The sequence below is a fragment of the Rhodocytophaga rosea genome, assembly GCF_010119975.1.
Taxonomy (GTDB): domain Bacteria; phylum Bacteroidota; class Bacteroidia; order Cytophagales; family 172606-1; genus Rhodocytophaga; species Rhodocytophaga rosea.
In genome coordinates this window covers 4,805,565-4,822,370 of record NZ_CP048222.1, presented here as the reverse complement: position 1 = coordinate 4,822,370, position 16,806 = coordinate 4,805,565, and the positions used below count along the sequence as shown (strand labels likewise).

The 16,806-nt window shown below is 38.5% G+C and carries 14 protein-coding genes; 7 read left to right on the top strand and 7 right to left on the bottom strand.

Features of this window, described 5'->3' with window-relative positions; genetic code table 11:
• Positions 1-72: 72 nt before the first annotated feature.
• Positions 73-960 (bottom strand): DUF8428 domain-containing protein, encoded by an 888-nt coding sequence (locus GXP67_RS19990; protein WP_162444765.1) that lies wholly within the window; start codon positions 958-960, stop codon positions 73-75.
• A gap of 202 nt (positions 961-1,162) precedes the next feature.
• Between GXP67_RS19990 and GXP67_RS19985 the strand changes: the two genes are divergently transcribed.
• The 3 genes from GXP67_RS19985 to GXP67_RS19975 all read left to right on the top strand — a co-directional run bounded on the left by GXP67_RS19985 (position 1,163) and on the right by GXP67_RS19975 (position 4,071).
• Positions 1,163-1,855 (top strand): response regulator transcription factor, encoded by a 693-nt coding sequence (locus GXP67_RS19985; protein WP_162444764.1) that lies wholly within the window; start codon positions 1,163-1,165, stop codon positions 1,853-1,855.
• Between the two features lie 2 nt (positions 1,856-1,857).
• Positions 1,858-3,222, top strand: a complete 1,365-nt coding sequence (locus GXP67_RS19980; protein ID WP_162444763.1) for a sensor histidine kinase — start codon at positions 1,858-1,860, stop codon at positions 3,220-3,222.
• A gap of 150 nt (positions 3,223-3,372) precedes the next feature.
• Entirely contained in the window at positions 3,373-4,071 is a 699-nt protein-coding gene (locus GXP67_RS19975) for a BamJ family beta-barrel-assembly machinery protein (protein ID WP_162444762.1), read from the top strand.
• Positions 4,072-4,178: 107 nt separating this feature from the next.
• Here the strand turns inward: GXP67_RS19975 and hslV are convergent, their stop codons facing one another.
• Positions 4,179-4,715, bottom strand: a complete 537-nt coding sequence (hslV, locus tag GXP67_RS19970; RefSeq protein ID WP_162444761.1) for an ATP-dependent protease subunit HslV — start codon at positions 4,713-4,715, stop codon at positions 4,179-4,181.
• A 155-nt stretch (positions 4,716-4,870) separates the two neighbouring features.
• Here hslV and GXP67_RS19965 point away from each other — a divergent pair, with 155 nt between their 5' ends.
• On the top strand, positions 4,871-5,302 hold the full coding sequence (locus GXP67_RS19965; RefSeq protein ID WP_162444760.1) for a YbjN domain-containing protein: 432 nt from the start codon (positions 4,871-4,873) through the stop codon (positions 5,300-5,302).
• Between the two features lie 75 nt (positions 5,303-5,377).
• On the opposite strand, the gene GXP67_RS19960 is transcribed toward GXP67_RS19965, so the two are convergent.
• The 4 genes from GXP67_RS19960 to GXP67_RS19945 form a co-directional block, all read right to left on the bottom strand.
• Complete coding sequence (locus GXP67_RS19960; protein WP_162444759.1) at positions 5,378-7,129, bottom strand: pyruvate dehydrogenase complex dihydrolipoamide acetyltransferase; 1,752 nt, start codon at positions 7,127-7,129, stop codon at positions 5,378-5,380.
• Positions 7,130-7,303: 174 nt separating this feature from the next.
• Positions 7,304-7,495: a cold-shock protein gene (locus GXP67_RS19955; RefSeq protein ID WP_162444758.1), complete on the bottom strand. Its 192-nt coding sequence runs from the start codon at positions 7,493-7,495 to the stop codon at positions 7,304-7,306.
• 102 nt (positions 7,496-7,597) lie between these two features.
• A complete protein-coding gene (locus GXP67_RS19950; RefSeq protein WP_162444757.1) occupies positions 7,598-8,737 on the bottom strand; it encodes a fatty acid desaturase family protein in 1,140 nt (379 codons plus the stop codon).
• A 305-nt stretch (positions 8,738-9,042) separates the two neighbouring features.
• Positions 9,043-9,603 (bottom strand): single stranded DNA-binding domain-containing protein, encoded by a 561-nt coding sequence (locus GXP67_RS19945; RefSeq protein ID WP_162444756.1) that lies wholly within the window; start codon positions 9,601-9,603, stop codon positions 9,043-9,045.
• Positions 9,604-9,853: 250 nt separating this feature from the next.
• Between GXP67_RS19945 and GXP67_RS19940 the strand changes: the two genes are divergently transcribed.
• The 3 genes from GXP67_RS19940 (at position 9,854) to GXP67_RS19930 (ending at position 15,361) form a co-directional block, all read left to right on the top strand.
• Positions 9,854-10,630, top strand: a complete 777-nt coding sequence (locus tag GXP67_RS19940; protein WP_162444755.1) for an NIPSNAP family protein — start codon at positions 9,854-9,856, stop codon at positions 10,628-10,630.
• A 1,018-nt stretch (positions 10,631-11,648) separates the two neighbouring features.
• Positions 11,649-14,111, top strand: a complete 2,463-nt coding sequence (locus GXP67_RS19935; protein ID WP_162444754.1) for a DUF2339 domain-containing protein — start codon at positions 11,649-11,651, stop codon at positions 14,109-14,111.
• Complete coding sequence (locus GXP67_RS19930; RefSeq protein ID WP_162444753.1) at positions 14,108-15,361, top strand: hypothetical protein; 1,254 nt, start codon at positions 14,108-14,110, stop codon at positions 15,359-15,361. Before GXP67_RS19935 ends, GXP67_RS19930 begins: the two co-directional genes overlap by 4 nt.
• 689 nt (positions 15,362-16,050) lie before the next feature.
• Here the strand turns inward: GXP67_RS19930 and GXP67_RS19925 are convergent.
• Positions 16,051-16,791, bottom strand: a complete 741-nt coding sequence (locus GXP67_RS19925; protein WP_162444752.1) for a head GIN domain-containing protein — start codon at positions 16,789-16,791, stop codon at positions 16,051-16,053.
• Positions 16,792-16,806 lie beyond the last annotated feature (15 nt).

The window sequence follows — 16,806 nt, the reverse complement described above, 5'->3', positions numbered from 1 at the left end:
CTTAGATTTTGATTTTGATTCATGTTTTTATCAGAACTTCTTATGCAACTATGAAGGTCTGACAGTTGAATATTATTTCATCAACCTGAACTGGGCTTTGCCAAGGAAGGTATTTTTGTGGTAAACCAGAACTGTGTATACGCCAAGTTTTAACTTCTCTTTAGGCGTATACTGTATCAGGACTTTCTGCGATTCTTCCCCACTCAGATTGTCAGTCAAACTAGCCGAAAGCTTCGCCTGATTTTCTACGGTTACTTCTGTTTCGCCAGCCGGCAATGATTTTTCAGGTGATAAAAGATCGACATGTATAAACTTGGATTCTACCGGATAGCTGTTGGCTGCTACTTCAAACTCTATCTTTATTTTCTCTGTACGCTTGGCTTTCACCGTTAGCTTGTCTTTCTTATTCTTAATTACCTCAATTTTAAAATTCGATCCGGCAAACGATTTTTCTTTCAGCTTTTCTGTGAGCGTTTTGTTCTCAGCTAATAAGGTATTATTGTCTTTAGCAAGCTTTTCATTTTTATCCTGAAGTTCTTTATTCTGCGTATTCAGTGCCTGCTTTGCATCCTGCAATTGCTGAAGCTCAGCCAACAGGTTTTCCCTGCTTTTTTTGATGTCAGTGAGTTGCTTTCTTAGCTGCCTGGCATCTGCTGCCTCTTTGGTAAGTCCATTAATAGTAGCTTCCTTCTGTGTTAAGTTGCGTTTTGCTTTTTCTAATAATATATCAGCCTCTTTATTTTTGCCCATTAATGAATTAATTTCTCTTCGGAAGTCGTCTATTTGTTTGTTTAGCAAAAGCTTTTCAGAAAGGAGTTTTTCCGCATGAAGCTTTTCATAGTTCATGGCTTCTTTCAGTTGTGAATTTTTATACAATACTGTTACCGTGCTTATAAGCAAGGCAAGTATGACGGCAGCGCCAATAACAACAGCTGCATTTCTTTTATTTGACTGGTTCATGTTATTTAAAATTTTGATTTCTGATGATACAAAACTAAAGCGGCAGGCTTAAAACGGACTTAAACTCACCTTAAAAGGAAATTAAAAAGAGCTTAAAACGGGCTTAAAAAAAGAAGAGGTATCAAAGTAAGATTTAAGCTCATAATGATTCCTAATTTGGAAAGGACAGGGCTAATTTTAAATCTGATTAAAAAATACGGTTATGATGAATTCTTCCATATTGGTAATAGAAGATGAAGCAAAAGTAGCCAACTCGATTAAAAGAGGACTGGAAGACAATTATTACATGGTTGAAATCGCATTTGATGGAGCCATCGGCAAAACCATGGCTGTTTCCAATGCTTACAATGCCATCATCCTCGACATTAATTTGCCTAAAATAAATGGCTTTGACCTCTGCAAAGAAATAAGAGCTATTAACTCAAAAATCCCCATTCTGATGCTCACCGCCCTGGGTTCCCTGCAAAATAAGGAAACCGGGTTTAATGCCGGTGCGGACGATTACCTGGTAAAACCTTTTGAATTCAAAGAGTTACTACTCAGGCTCAGGGCACTCTTGAAAAGAAGTGCAGAGGCTGCTTCCGGCACAACGCATGTACTAAAAATTGCTGATCTTGAAGTAAATATGGATACTAAGCTTGTAACCAGAGGGGGCGAAACAATAAATCTGACCGCTAAAGAATTCCAGCTATTAGAGTATTTCCTGAAAAATAAAGGCAGAATCATTTCAAAAGTTGACTTAGCCGAAAAACTATGGAACCATACTTTTGATACTGGCACCAATGTAATTGAGGTATATGTTAATTTCTTACGAAAGAAAATTGACAAAAATCATTCTCCGAAATTAATTCATACACACATTGGAATGGGCTATATTATGAAAGAAGGGGAATAAGCATGAATATAAAAAGGAAATTAGCCATCCAGTTTGCCCTCATTGTTGCCTCCATTCTGTTAATGTTTTCTCTGGCTGTTTACTTCTCATCCGCACAATACAGAAAAAACGAGTTTAGCTCCAGGCTGAAAGATAAAGCATTGAATATAGCTAAGCTTCTTATCGACGTAGACGAAGTGGATAATACATTGCTGAAAGTGATCAACAGAAACACCATTTCTCTGCCGGAAGAGAAAGTAATCATTTATAATTATCTGAACGAAGAAATTTACAATAGCAAAGAGGAAAATGGCGATTCAATTCCGGTGGCTTTACTAAATCAGATACGGTTAGATAATGAAATATACTATAGGGAAGCAAAAAAAGAAGTAATTGGATTATTGTATCCTGGAAAATATAAAAGATACATAGTAGTTGCTTCTGCCACCGATACCTTTGGATTAAGTAAATTAAGAAATCTCCAATATGTGCTGGTGTTCGTTTTTTTTATAAGTGTAGCCATTACCATAGCAGCCGGATGGCTTTTTGCCAGCCAGGCATTGAAGCCTATTTCAAAAATTGTAACAGATGTAAATAATATTTCAGCCAGTAATCTGCATGCCCGTCTGGGGGAAGGAAACCGCAGAGATGAGATTGCTAATCTTGCTATTATCTTCAATAAAATGCTGGAACGCTTAGAAACGGCTTTTCATATACAGAAAAATTTTGTTGCCAATGCATCCCATGAGTTGAGAACGCCTCTTACTTCAGTTACAAGCCAGATTCAGGTAGCTTTATTAAAGGAAAGAAAAGGGGAAGAGTATGAAAAAGTGCTACAATCTATATTAGAAGATGTGAACGGCCTGAGTAAATTATCCAATGATCTGCTTGAACTGGCGCAAATGGATCTTGAAAACAAAAAAATCACTGTTAATCCCTTACGGCTGGATGAATTACTGATAGAGTCAATTGAAGCGCTCACTGAAATAAAGCATCATTATCAGATTTCTTTTGAATATGACCTGCTCGCAGAGGACGAAGAAAAGCTTACGATTGTAGGAAGTGAAACCCTCTTAAAATCTGCGCTGATCAACCTGATAGATAATGCCTGTAAATTTTCCAATGGATTACCAGCAACCGTAAGGTTAGGTGAAGAACCAGGTTACTTGAAAATAAAAATCATTGACAAAGGAATAGGAATTTCGAAGGAAGAATTGAGTCATGTACGTGAGCCCTTCTACAGAGCCGATAATTCTTCAAATATTAAAGGACATGGCCTTGGCCTTTCCCTGACAGATAAAATAATAAAATTACATAAAGGCAAATTAGATATTGAATCCAGAATAGACGATGGAACTACAATAACTGTTTTGTTTCCTATGGCATAAAGTTTTCTTCCTCTACTGTTCTGTTTATAAATAATTATCTCTACTATTTCCCGTTTATTTCTCTCCGGCAGCATTGCTATAATATTTCTCATTGGAGGTTGAGAATCAAATAAAAAGCGTAATTTTGCGCTTCAAAAAATTAATATCCGAATGAACGTTAAACAATTAGCCATCTTTGCAGGAGTTAGCTTAAGCGCATTAGCTTCCTGCAATCTTCAGAAAAGTATGAACAAAGACATCTCTTTAAAATCAGAAATAGATACCGTCAGCTATAGTTTAGGTGTAAGTATCGGCCAAAGCATCAAAGGCCAAGGAATGGATACCATCAATGCTGAGGTGTTTGTACAAGCCATTCAGGACGTATTCAGCAATGACTCGCTGAAAGTAAACCCTGCCCAAGCCAACCAGTTATTACAAAATTATTTCCAGAACTTGTCTGTGAAAAAGGCTGATAAAAACCTGAAAGAAGGACAAGATTTTCTGGCTAAGAATAAAAGCAAAGAAGGAGTAAAAACCACCGCCAGCGGTTTGCAGTATAAAGTATTAAAAGATGGTACCGGCCCATCTCCTGCAGCTACTGATACTATAGTAGCAAATTATACTGGTAAAACCCTGGATGGAAAAGTATTCGACACTTCTGTAGGTAAACAACCCCTGGTATACCCGGCAAACCAGTTGATTCCCGGATGGACAGAAGCTCTCCAAATGATGAAAGTAGGTTCTAAGTGGGAATTGTATATTCCTGCAGAACTAGCCTATGGTGAAAGAGGCGCTGGTGCTGATATTGGCCCTAATTCTGCATTAATATTCGAAATGGAATTGCTAGGTATCGGTAATCCTAATAAATAATTATCCCTCAATTCATAAAAATAAAGCCCTACATTATAAGTGCAGGGCTTTATTTTTATGGTAGTATTCTCTCACTATAAGCATATTTAGAAAATGCAAATAGGGTATTAGAGTTTTTCAATAACCAGGTTGTGGTTGGTGTAAATACATACATCGGCAGCAATATGCAAACCTTCCCGCACCATCTCTTCCGCTGAAAGTTGAGGTGCATGTTTTTTTAGCGCCAGAGCAGCCGATTGGGCATACATGCCACCCGAACCAATAGCAGCAATTTGATTATCCGGCTCCAGTACATCACCAGTACCCGAAATAACCAGGATCTCATCTTTACTTGCTGCAATGAGCATAGCTTCCAGTCTGCGCAAATATCTATCCGTGCGCCAGTCCTTGGCAAGTTCGATAGCTGCGCGTTTCATATTACCTCCATACGCTGTTAGCTTTTCTTCAAAGCGTTCCAGCAAAGAAAAGGCATCAGCAGTAGAGCCTGCAAAACCAGTCAGAATCTTACCATCTAGTAACTTCCTGATTTTCTTTACATTGCTTTTGGCAACTGTATTTCCAATGGTAGCTTGCCCATCGGCTCCTATGGCTACTTCCCCATTATGGAGTACGGCAAGTACGGTGGTGGCATGTATCTTATTCATATAAAATTTCAATTACGTTAAAAAAACCGTTTGAACGGGCCTGATAAATTACATCAAATTGATAAAATTAGTAAATTATTCATCTGACCCTTTTTGGTAATGTTACTTTATTTCCCCTATTTTAAATAAACTGTATACTAATAAAGTGTTAATCTATGGAAAAAATTGACTACTACTATCAGATGATTGAAAACTGCATCCGCAATCTGGGTGCTGATCCGGCAACCTGCCGGGGTGAAAAACCAGGACAATGGGATTTGAAAAAAGGTTCAGCCAAAGTATGGATTGATGTGTGGCAGCAGGAAGGTGAAGCATATGGCTATTTTCAGGCAATGGCTCCGGTAGTTGAGATTCCTAAATTTAATAAAGAAGCCTTCTACAGAGAAATCTTAGAAATTAACCATAAATTATATGGAGTAGGTATGACTGTGTTTGAAAACTGGGTTTATATTAAAACCGTTCGTGAACTAGATAACTTCAGCGAAGGCGAAGCGATGGCCATGCTCAACCGCATCGGAAACTATGCTGATGATTACGATGATATTCTTCTTAAAAAATACCATGCCGGCACAGCGCCAGTAGTTTAAGCGAATGAATGAATGATTGAGTGAATGAGCGCAATTTATAAATACTGACTCATTCACTCAATCGCTCATTTATAACTATACCAGTATTCTTACAGGGTCTTCCAGCAAGCCTTTTAGGGTCTGGAGGAAAGCAGCTCCGGTTGCTCCATCTACCACTCTGTGATCGCAGGAAAGAGTTACTTTCATTACATTTCCTATCTTAATCTCTCCATTTTTCACTACAGGTGTTTGTTTAATGCCGCCTACTGCCAGAATACACGCTTCGGGAGAATTAATAATTGCTGTAAATTCTTCTATTCCAAACATACCCAGGTTAGAAATAGTAAATGTATTTCCTTCCCATTCTGACGGCTGCAACTGACGGTTTTTCGCTCTGCCTCCCAGGTCTTTCACTTCGGCTGCAATCTGAGAAAGAGATTTGTTATCTGCAAAGCGCACTACAGGCACAAGCAATCCTTCCTCTATAGCGACTGCTACCCCAATATGGATATGCTGGTTATAGCGGATCTTATCTCCACGCCAGGAAGAATTAATTTTAGGATGTTTGCGTAAGGCTGCTGCCGCAGCTTTCAGCACCATATCATTAAAAGAAATCTTCACTGGTGAATATTCGTTCATACTCTGACGGGCTTCTACTGCTTTATCCATGTCGATCTCCATGGTGAGGTAGAAGTGAGGGGCTGTAAACTTGCTTTCTGCCAGGCGGCGGGCGATGGTTTTACGCATCTGCGAAACAGCCACTTCTTCAAATTTCTCTTCCCCTACTACTGCAGGAATAGATACTGGTTTTTCAGCAGGTTTAGCTGGTGCTTTTTCCTGAGCCGGAGCTGGTTTAGCCGCTGGCACAAATGATTCAATATCTTTCTTTACAATCCTTCCATTCTCAGCCGAACCTTTTACCTGCCTAATATCAATTCCTCTTTCTTTGGCTAATCTTTTGGCCAGAGGTGAAATTTTAACCCGGTCGTCCTCTGCTCCATTTTCTTCAACAACTGCAGCACTCTGGTTTCCACCTGCCGGAACAGTTGATTTGGTTTCACTCACAGGAGCACCGGGTGCTTTATTGTTATTAGGTGCTACATTGCTTCCTTCTACTTTAGGGCCAGCCGTAGTGGTTTCCTGTTTGATCTTTTCAACTTCTTTATCTGAATCTGTAATTTCCCCAGGCTTGGGTTGCTGGAGTAAAGCTTTGTAATCGGCATCTTTTTCACCTACAATCGCTAGAATTCCATCTACAATTACCGACTCTCCCTGCTGAACACCCATATACAAAAGGGTACCATCTTCATAGGATTCCAGCTCCATGGTGGCCTTGTCAGTTTCTACTTCTGCCAGTAAATCTCCGGATTTCACCGTGTCTCCTACTTTTTTATGCCAGGCCACAATGGTGCCTTCAGTCATGGTATCACTCATTTTGGGCATCCGGATCACATTAGCTTTCACGTTGGCAGCAGGTGTAGCGGGAGCCGCTGGTTTGGCTTTCAGTTCTTCTTTCACAGGCTCTGCTTTAGCAGGTTCTGCTGGTTTAGAGGCTTCTGCCTTACTTCCATTGTCTGAGTTGCCATTCAGCAGGTTTTCATAACTTTCCCCTTTTTGCCCAATCACTGCCAGAATGCCATCCACCGGAACAGATTCTTTTTCTTTTGGACCTATATACAAAAGGGTACCATCTTCATAGGATTCCAGCTCCATGGTAGCTTTATCGGTTTCTACTTCTGCCAGCACGTCTCCAGACTTCACCGTGTCTCCTACTTTTTTATGCCAGGCGGCTATGACACCCTCTGTCATGGTATCACTCATTTTGGGCATTCTAATAACTTCAGCCATATCTGTTCTTTACTATTTTTGTCTGTCAAAATTAATCGTTATTGCAACTTTATTCAAATATTTCTGAAAAGAGTTTAATTTATAAGAAAAAAAGCAAAATTAAATGTATATCACCTACAGCCTGAAAACAAAAAAGCCCCATTCCGGGGCTTTGTAAAGAATCAGGATGTATGATTAAGCTATTTTAACATTAATAGCGTTTAAACCTTTTCTGCCTTCTTGTACTTCGAAAGTTACTTCATCATTTTCACGAATCTCGTCGATCAGACCTGAAACGTGTACAAAAATGTCCTGATTAGAACTTGTTGACTTAATGAATCCGAACCCTTTCGTCTCATTAAAAAATTTTACTATTCCTTTTTGCATTGTATAAAATTGTGAGCCGCAAAGATAGAATAATAAATTGGCAAATAAAAAGTTTTGATACTATTATACTCTGGTAATGCAATAATTATCGGCATGTCACATTCAGACATTTAAGTTTGCCACCATCGCCGCATTCTTTCTGGAAAGAATAGATTCCTGATAGGCTTCTTTTCCGAATTTTCTAAGCATTTTGTAGTGAGAAGCAATAGCACCGCCAAAAGTTTCGCTTTCTATATATGGCAAACCAAATTCTTCAGCCGTTTTTTTCACAATTTCTGATACCGGACGATAATGAATATGGCAAATCCGGGGAAAAAGGTGGTGTTCAATCTGAAAATTTAAGCCCCCACACAGAAAATTGGCCAGCCAGCTTTTACGGGCAAAATTAGCCGTAGTCCGCATCTGCACTACAGCCCAGGCCTCTTCTATATTTCCTTCTTCATCGGGCGATGGAAACTCTGTTCCTTCTACTACATGTGCGAGCTGAAATACCAGTCCTAATACCAAGCCTTCAGCCAGGTGCATGGCTACAAAACCAATCAGGAATTGCCACCAGGTAATGTCCAGCACAATTAGCGGAATGATTAAGAAAAGCACATAATACACGCCTTTGAAGAAAAACAAATTGAAAACTTCGCCTTTCGGATGTGTAGAATTGTCATACTGGCCAATTCTTTTCTGATAGAATTTTTTAAAATCTTTTCTAAAAACCCAGGACAGGGAAGCCAACCCATATAGTAAAAAAGCATACAAATGCTGGTATTGCTGCATCCAGGTAACCTTTTCATCTGGTGAGAGACGGATCAGGCCAGGGGCTACTTCAATGTCTTCATCATGACCGGGAATATTGGTATAGGTATGATGTACTACATTATGGGTAATACTCCACACATAGGCATTGGCACCAATTACGTTAAAAACCAGGCTTAAAACTTTATTAACTTTGGGATTGGCTGAGAATGAACCATGAATGGCATCATGGCATACATTAAATCCGATAAAAGCCGCAAACATACCCAGTAGTACAGCTAAGCCCAACATCACTAACGGGCTGAATTGATTGGAAATAATAAGTGCATATATAATAACCAGGCCGCCCAGGAAGAATGTAGTTTTAGCCCACATGGCAGCATTGGCATTTTTGGAGATATTATTTTCTTTGAAATAGGCATCTACACGCTTTCGAACGGTAGCAAAAAACTCAGATTTTCCGGTATCTACGAATCGGATTTTTTGTGTCATTACAAATTAATTTAATTATATGAGACGAGAAAGTAAATAAGCAAAAGTAGTATTCACAAACAAATTTATAAGTCCTGGCATACATATACATTATTGCAAGCCGGGTGAGTTTTAGTTAAGAATTAAATATATTCAATGAAAGAAATAAAGCTGGTATAATAGCAGATGTGAGGTGAACAATTGGCAGCGAACGCAATACACTCATTATTATTTCAGTGATAACGAAAAAGTATAATAAAAATTTCAGGTAACAGATAAAAACTATATAAATTCTTTATGGCGTTCCTTACCCTATCTATCACAAATTAATCTTCTTCCTCTTCTTCGTGTTTGAATGAATACAATGTAGTATCGAGCACTAATCTGTTTGATTTAAAGTCATTTACAAATTTCTCTATAATTTCGCCCGTTACCTCTTCTACATGCAGGCAGGCTTCCAGGGCAACACCATAATCGAAATCTGTGTCTATATTTACGTATTCTTTTACTTTTACAGCATCTGAATCTTCCAGTTCAGCCATTACTTCTGCTTTGAAATTTTCTGCTTCTTCATCCAGCCCTTCTGGCAGAACAAGTTCTCCATTGGCATCTTCCTCAAAATCCCAGCGGGTATAATTGGGAAATTGCTCGGCTGTTTTGTCTTCTGCCATTTCATACAATACACTGCTGTGATGCAAACGTAAGGTATATAATACCGAATCAAAAATTACTTCCTGCCCTTCATAAGTACCTGTAAATAGGAAATGAGCAAATTCATCACCTTGGGGTTCTTCTTCATTAAGGATATAAGACTGGTTTTGCTGGCGGCATGCTTCCTTTATTTTTTTTATTTCGCTTGGGTCGTAGCCAGGATTTGGTATTGACATGGATGATGATAGTATGGTGAAAGTGGTAAATACGATTTAGGTCTATTTAACGCCTGCTGTCAGGACTTGGATAACATAATCTGCAAAATAATATATTAATTTATACCTGCATAGTTTTAAATAATTCCTTTCTGCGATTTTTATAAAACCCAGGCTAGACTGCATAAATATTCACTGTCATTCTCCTTATTTTAGTAGTTAATTTGTATTATTGTCAGTCAAACTATAAATTTATTATAATTTTTTCGACATGCACCCTAACCTTTTTCGTAAATCTGTAATTATACTGGCAATAGCCGGCGTTATAGATTCCTTTTTTGCACTTCGTGCGATGGCTGCCAATGACTCGCGCTATTATGAAATGCGTGTTTATTATGCGGCTCCTGGCAAACTTGAAGACCTGCAAGCCCGTTTCCGAAATCATACCACTAAAATTTTTGAAAAGCATGGCATGACCAATATTGGTTACTGGGTTCCACTGGATAATCCGGATAATAAACTGATTTATGTACTAGCCTACCCCAGCAAAGAAGCCCGTGATAAAGCATGGAAAGATTTTGGAAGTGACCCTGAATGGCAAAAAGTACAGAAAGCTTCCGAAGTAAATGGCAAACTTGTAACCAAGGTAGAATCTACTTTTATGAATGCCGTAGATTATTCTCCTAAAATTGGCCCTTCCAAAGGAAAGGAGCTCCGTACTTTTGAACTTCGTACCTATACTTGTCCTCCCGGCAAACTGAAAGACCTGCATGCCCGCTTCCGCAATCATACGATCAAGCTTTTCAAAAAGCATGGCATGACCAATATTGGTTATTGGGAAGTACTAGGTAAAGATGGCGCTGAACCCAATACACTAGTCTATATACTGGCCCATAAGAGCAAAGAATCTGGGGAAGCCTCCTTTAAAGCTTTCCGGGAAGATCCTACCTGGATAGAAGCGAAAAAAGCATCTGAAGTGAATGGTTCGCTAACTGAAAAGGTAGAATCTGTCTATATGGCTCCTACAGATTATTCCAAAATCAAATAGATCTGATCTCATTTAACATCATTACAATAGTCAGGATTTATATAAGCAATATATAAATCCTGACTATTGTAATGTATAAGTTGAATAGAGCAACAATTTTAATAGCTATGACAAGCTGAACTGATATTACAGACGTATTTTATCCCTTCAAATCTGGGGAAATATTAATAATCCATGGGTTTATTTAAATCCTGATCAGATTCCAATACAACAAAGTTACTGTCCATTAGTTTTATTTTGGCAGGCTTACCAGATGTACTCGTACATATAATATCATAAAACATGTACGCTTTAAGTTCATCTTCAAATCTAAAATACGATTTGATGTTACCTTCTAAATCCTCGATTCTTACATAGAAGGCCATAGATATAAAAAAATTAATAAAAAAATATAAAATTACTAAAAACTCCTTATTCATAATTGTACTATTTATGAATAGATAAGTTACACTATTATACGTATTATTTACAAAATACGTATTTATACGTACCTTTCCAATTAATCCGGCTAATAAGCCATATTGTTCAATAGTGAATTGAAGAGACGAAATTAAATGAAGTAGAGTTTTTACAAAAAAATCAGCATTTTATTTTGAAGCTACTGTTAAAAGTATATCTTAGCATTCCTAAGATTGATTGTACTTTTCACACATAAAAAAAGCCTCTGTCAGAAACAGAAGCCTTTATTGATATACACTTTTTGCATTATGAATTGCTTTCACAATTCTTATGAAAATGTACGCAAAAACTCCTTCATTGCTACTTTTTTTTAGAATTTATTTTTTATTTTTAACAATAGCCGCCTTTGTTGATACAATCGAAAGCGGCTATTGTTATTTTACAACCTTTCATTCATTACATCCCTTAAAAAGCCTGGTTTTTGGATGCTGGTCCTGGCCTGTTAACTTGAGAACAAATCTATTTAGCAAGTACATATGACTTTCCGGCTAAGGTATTTTTAGCTGAACTTGCATGAGCCAAACCTGACTTTTTGAAGTGAAATAAAACTAAACCCGAAATGGAAATATTTTTACTTGTTGTGCTGATAGGTATGGTACTTTGGCTGGGCAACAAACTCTCTGACCAGACCCGGCAAACTAATTACCGTTTAGATGGTTTCTTCAAGGAATTAAGCCAGCTTAGATCTGACATTGAAGCATCCAGAAAAAGTACTGTCATTTCACAGGAAGAAAAGAAAATAATTATACCGGAAATCAATATACCACCGGCAATAGTGCAACCAGAGAAAGTTATTCTTCCTGAACCACAACCCGAAATAGTTAAAATACTACAGAAAAGATCCCGGCTGGAAGCAGAACCAGCTTTGGAATCCGTGCCTAAACCACCGCAGGTTCCGCAACCTGAAGTAGAGGAAGAGCAGCCTTCTTTCTTTGAGAATTTCCTGAAAAATAATCCGGATTTAGAAAAATTCATTGGCGAAAATCTAATTAATAAAATTGGGATTGCTATTCTGGTACTGGGAATAGGCTACTTTGTAAAGTTTGCGATTGATAAAGAATGGATCAATGAAATAGGACGGGTAGGCATTGGCATTCTGGCTGGCGGCATCTTAATCGGCTTGGCTCACAGGCTCCGGCACAAATTTGCTGCGTTTAGTTCCGTATTGGTTGGCGGCGGTCTGGCGGTATTGTATTTTACCATCGCTATTGCTTTCCATCAATACCAGATTTTCAGCCAGACTGCCGCATTTGTGCTGATGGTGATTATTACTGGTTTCTCTATTGTATTATCTGTTTCCTACAACCGGGTAGAATTGGCAGTACTTTCTATTCTGGGTGGATTTGCTACGCCTTTTATGTTAAGTACTGGTTCGGGCAATTACCAGGTACTTTTCACATATATTCTGATCCTGAATGTAGGAATGCTGGTGCTGGCGTATCTGAAAAAATGGAATATTATCAACTGGATTGCCTATGTGTTTACTATTATTCTCTATGGCGGATGGCTGGAAACTCAGGTAGTTGGGGTTGCTAATCCTCCTTTGCAGGGTGCGCTGCTGTTTGCGACTTTGTTCTATATTGTATTCTTTCTGATGAATGTAATTAACAACATCCGACGGCAGACGAAATTTGCACCGGCAGAAATTACTATTTTACTGAGCAATACTTTTTTGTATTATTCAGCAGGCATGGTGATTTTAGCAGAAATCAGAGGCGGATTGTATCAAGGTTTGTTTACCGTATGTGTGGCTGTGTTCAACTGTATATTTGCTTTCGTCTTATACAAAAACCGCAACGTAGACCGCAATCTTATCTTTTTACTGATCGGACTGGTCATTACTTTTATCAGTCTGGCGGTGCCAGTACAGCTGGAAGGCAATTATATTACCATGTTCTGGGCACTGGAAGCTGTATTGCTGCTCTGGTTATCACAAAAATCCGGGTTAAAGCTGGTTGCTGTCAGTTCGGTGCTTGTAACCGGGTTAATGCTGATCAGCCTGGTGATGGACTGGAGAAACATTTACACCGCAGATGCTATTGTGCATCCTCTTCCAATATTAATTAATAAAGCCTTTATTACCGGCCTGATTGCCATTATCAGCTTATTTGCCAATTTACGTCTGCTCCGCCAGCAAACCGAACCTGTCGACTTTACCATTTTTGAATTAGAAATTCTGCCTTACAAACAGGTACTACAGATTGTATTGGGTCTAACTATTTACCTGACAGGCCTGCTGGAACTTAACTACCAGCTTCTCACCTATATTGATTCCGGGCAGAGCCGTACCATTATACTGGGTTGTTACAATCTGATTTTTATTAATGGTGTGTATTTCTACAGCAGACAAAAAGGTATTACACTTACCTATGTCCTTATGCTGAGTTTAATTGGCATTGTCTTGTATCTGGCAGTGTATAACCCGGCGGTTATGGCATTACTGCGTATGCATTTTATATATGGCCAGCAGGAATTTATTGGGTTTCTTTTTCATTACCTGAGTTTGATTGCGGTGGCTATGTTGGTGATATATGGGTTTATGCATCAAACAATATTTGACGGATACATCCAGGTGGTTTCTACCCTATTGCTATGGTTCTTATGTGCAGTGCTTGTATATATCGCCAGTGCTGAACTGCTCTATCATGTGATCTACTTTAATTTGTCTGGTACAGCGGTTTCTTCGGAGGAAGCCATGGTAAGTAGAATGAATAGTTTGATCACCCAAACTGCCAAAGTAGGTTTCCCGATTTTATGGGGTATATGTGCTTTTACGCTCATGTTTATTGGGTTACGTCAAAAAAACAAAGATCTGCGCATTATTTCATTGAGTCTATTCACCCTTACTTTGCTTAAGCTGTTTATCTATGATATTCGCGGTATTTCGGAAGGCGGAAAAATTGCAGCCTTTATCTCACTGGGTGTATTGTTGCTGGTGATTTCTTTTATGTATCAAAACCTGAAGAGGATTATTCTGGCTGATGAAAATGCAGCATCCGGAGAGGAGCCTACAAAACAATGAAACGTGCTATAATAAACCAGATAGGCGTATTGTTGGGAATCATACTGCCATTCCTAAGTTGGGGGCAACACTTCCAATTTAAAGCAGCGGTAAACGAAGTTCCTGAAAACAACTACTACCGGATTTACCTTTCTCCCTATATTACAGGTCATCTCAATGAAGCTTACACAGATATACGCTTATATACCGGTAAAGGGCAGGAAACGCCCTATGTGCTGGTAAAAGAAAAGCCTGTTTCGTACAAAACCTTGTTTAAGGAATATACCATCCTAAGTAAAACGACACGTGAAAAATCTGGTACTTCGCTGGTCGTAGAAAATACGTCCCACACCAGAATTAATAACCTGAGTTTACTTATTAAAAATACGGCAGTACAGAAGCGAGCCAGGTTAAGCGGCAGTGACGATACCACTCACTGGTATATTATTGCAGATAATTATCTGTTACAAACGGCTAATAGTACTTCGGAAACAGCAGAAATGAAAATTCTGAACTTTCCATTGAGTGATTATACCTATTATAAACTGGATATTAATGATTCTTTAAGTATACCCATCAATATTTTGAAAGCAGGCTATTATGATACCTATGCCGAAAATGGAAAATATACTCCTATCCCGGATTTGAGTTTTCAGGTGCAGGACAGCAGTAGCAGAAAGCAAACCTATGTAAAAATTTCGCTGCCGGAGCCTGCGTATATAGATAAAATGGAATTGAATATCTCACAGCCTGCTTATTACCTGCGGCATGCCCGTTTGGGGATATATAAAACTGTAGAAGGAAAGAGAGGAAAAAAGAAACAGTATTTTGAGGTGATCCGGGAATTTGATTTGAATTCAAGCCATGTGAATAATATACCTATATCAGGTAAATGGTCAGAGGAATTCTTCCTGGTGATAGATAATGCCGATAATCCGCCTTTGCAGTTTGCAAGTGTGAGTGCCTATCAGTTAAATACTTATCTACTGGCAAATTTACGCTCAGGAGAAAACTACCATTTGGAATTTAATGATCCGGACCGCCCGGCACCCCAATATGATCTCACTTATTTTACTGACAAGATTCCGGCTGATGCTGCGCTAATCCAGACTGGGTTGCCAATTGCTCTTTCAAATGTAACGCCGACGGAAACAGGCCCTACCTTTTTTACAAATAAACTTTTTATCTGGGTTGCCATTGGTATTGTGATCGCTTTACTGGCTTATATGTCGTACCGGATGGTGAAAGAAACGGAGAATAGAAATGGATAACTGATAATATGTTACACTTTTTATCATCACATCAGCCATAATCAATTGAACTATGTATTTTTTATATTACTTACTAAACAGGCTAAACTACAAACAATTTTTTATCTAATTATTCCACTTTCAAGTGTTTTGTTTGGATCAATATATAGTCTCAGCTTAGGAAATACATTCCCATCCAAGGTTTTTTTTAATGTCATCTTACTACAGCTGATTGCTCCTTATTTAGGTGGTGTTATTGGATTACTTTGGTTTTCCATCTATAAATCAATGAATAATAAACAAAACCAGCACAACGCTTTCATTAATAAGAATAAGCCATTGGCAGATATGTTAAATATGGAAGTAATGAATTTTGAATATTATTCTAAAACAACTTTTGTTGTGTGGATAATATATCTTGTTCCACTTATCTATAATATTTTAGTGTAAGATTAAGATTAACACTGGTTTCAGTCTCTCAGTGACCTGCATCAATAGAGAACCTAAGCTCAACTCATTATCCAGGTACAAGTGATGATTTATTATCCTCATTTTACTTTTACATGATTGCTTTCAACATATAATGGTTTGTCAACAACTACCAACAACAAATCAGTATTACAAATGTGTCAGGCTGCTTCCGCTCATATATATCTGATAGAAACTTACAGGACGGAAACTGCGTTCCGTCTGTGTGGAAACAGCCTCAACTACTTTTTTCTGATCATACCTCCCGATGATGCATTTACATCCCGTACCGCAGGTTCGCCATCATAGGTAAGTGAACTTCCGCTGCTGATATCTGCAGAAATTTGATCTAACACTTTCACTTCGGTCATAGAACCGGCATTTGCCTGCACCGAACACTTACGGGCATTTAGGTCAAAAGCGTTGATAATCGAACCGGCCGAAGCTTCAAAACTGGCTTCCTCCACCTGTCCGCTTAATTTCAGAATAGACCCGGCATTTGAATCTGATGTCAGGTTTTTGTATTGTAAAGCTAAAGTAGCCTGGCTTCCGGAAGAAGTTTTCAATGCTAACTCCTCTCCTTTCAATTCATTCGTCGACTGTATATTTGCGCCTCCAGACAAATGCAGCGATTCAATATTCGGAACGGTTACGTCTACCTCAATCTTAGTTTGCCTGTTGATTTTATCTTTGGTGTAAATACGGAGCTGGTTTCCTGACACTTCTGTACGGATCAGGACAATCAGGTTTTCATCTCCTTTCACTTCCACCTTTGTTGGTGCGCCCTGTGTGAGATTTACTGAAATTTTACCGCTTACCTCAATGCTGTTAAAATCTGTGACCTGCCTTACATTCGATGTGTTTTTTCCATTGCCAGTCACCGTATCTGCGTACTGATAATATTTGGCTACCGCTACAAAAACGGTAATCGCAATCAGGATCAAAGTCAGAAATCCCAGAATAAGTTTATTACTTGTTTTCATGTGTTTAGCTGAATA

Bases quoted from the DNA above. Each gene is read 5' to 3' on its own strand.
- GXP67_RS19975 (WP_162444762.1), top strand. From the start codon at position 3,373: ATGAACGTTAAACAATTAGCCATCTTTGCAGGAGTTAGCTTAAGCGCA.
- GXP67_RS19960 (WP_162444759.1), bottom strand. From the start codon at position 7,129: ATGGCTGAAGTTATTAGAATGCCCAAAATGAGTGATACCATGACAGAG.
- GXP67_RS19930 (WP_162444753.1), top strand. From the start codon at position 14,108: ATGAAACGTGCTATAATAAACCAGATAGGCGTATTGTTGGGAATCATA.
- GXP67_RS19950 (WP_162444757.1), bottom strand. From the start codon at position 8,737: ATGACACAAAAAATCCGATTCGTAGATACCGGAAAATCTGAGTTTTTT.
- GXP67_RS19925 (WP_162444752.1), bottom strand. From the start codon at position 16,791: ATGAAAACAAGTAATAAACTTATTCTGGGATTTCTGACTTTGATCCTG.
- GXP67_RS19965 (WP_162444760.1), top strand. From the start codon at position 4,871: ATGGAAAAAATTGACTACTACTATCAGATGATTGAAAACTGCATCCGC.
- GXP67_RS19985 (WP_162444764.1), top strand. From the start codon at position 1,163: ATGATGAATTCTTCCATATTGGTAATAGAAGATGAAGCAAAAGTAGCC.
- GXP67_RS19990 (WP_162444765.1), bottom strand. From the start codon at position 960: ATGAACCAGTCAAATAAAAGAAATGCAGCTGTTGTTATTGGCGCTGCC.
- GXP67_RS19980 (WP_162444763.1), top strand. From the start codon at position 1,858: ATGAATATAAAAAGGAAATTAGCCATCCAGTTTGCCCTCATTGTTGCC.
- GXP67_RS19935 (WP_162444754.1), top strand. From the start codon at position 11,649: ATGGAAATATTTTTACTTGTTGTGCTGATAGGTATGGTACTTTGGCTG.
- GXP67_RS19940 (WP_162444755.1), top strand. From the start codon at position 9,854: ATGCACCCTAACCTTTTTCGTAAATCTGTAATTATACTGGCAATAGCC.
- hslV (WP_162444761.1), bottom strand. From the start codon at position 4,715: ATGAATAAGATACATGCCACCACCGTACTTGCCGTACTCCATAATGGG.
- GXP67_RS19945 (WP_162444756.1), bottom strand. From the start codon at position 9,603: ATGTCAATACCAAATCCTGGCTACGACCCAAGCGAAATAAAAAAAATA.
- GXP67_RS19955 (WP_162444758.1), bottom strand. From the start codon at position 7,495: ATGCAAAAAGGAATAGTAAAATTTTTTAATGAGACGAAAGGGTTCGGA.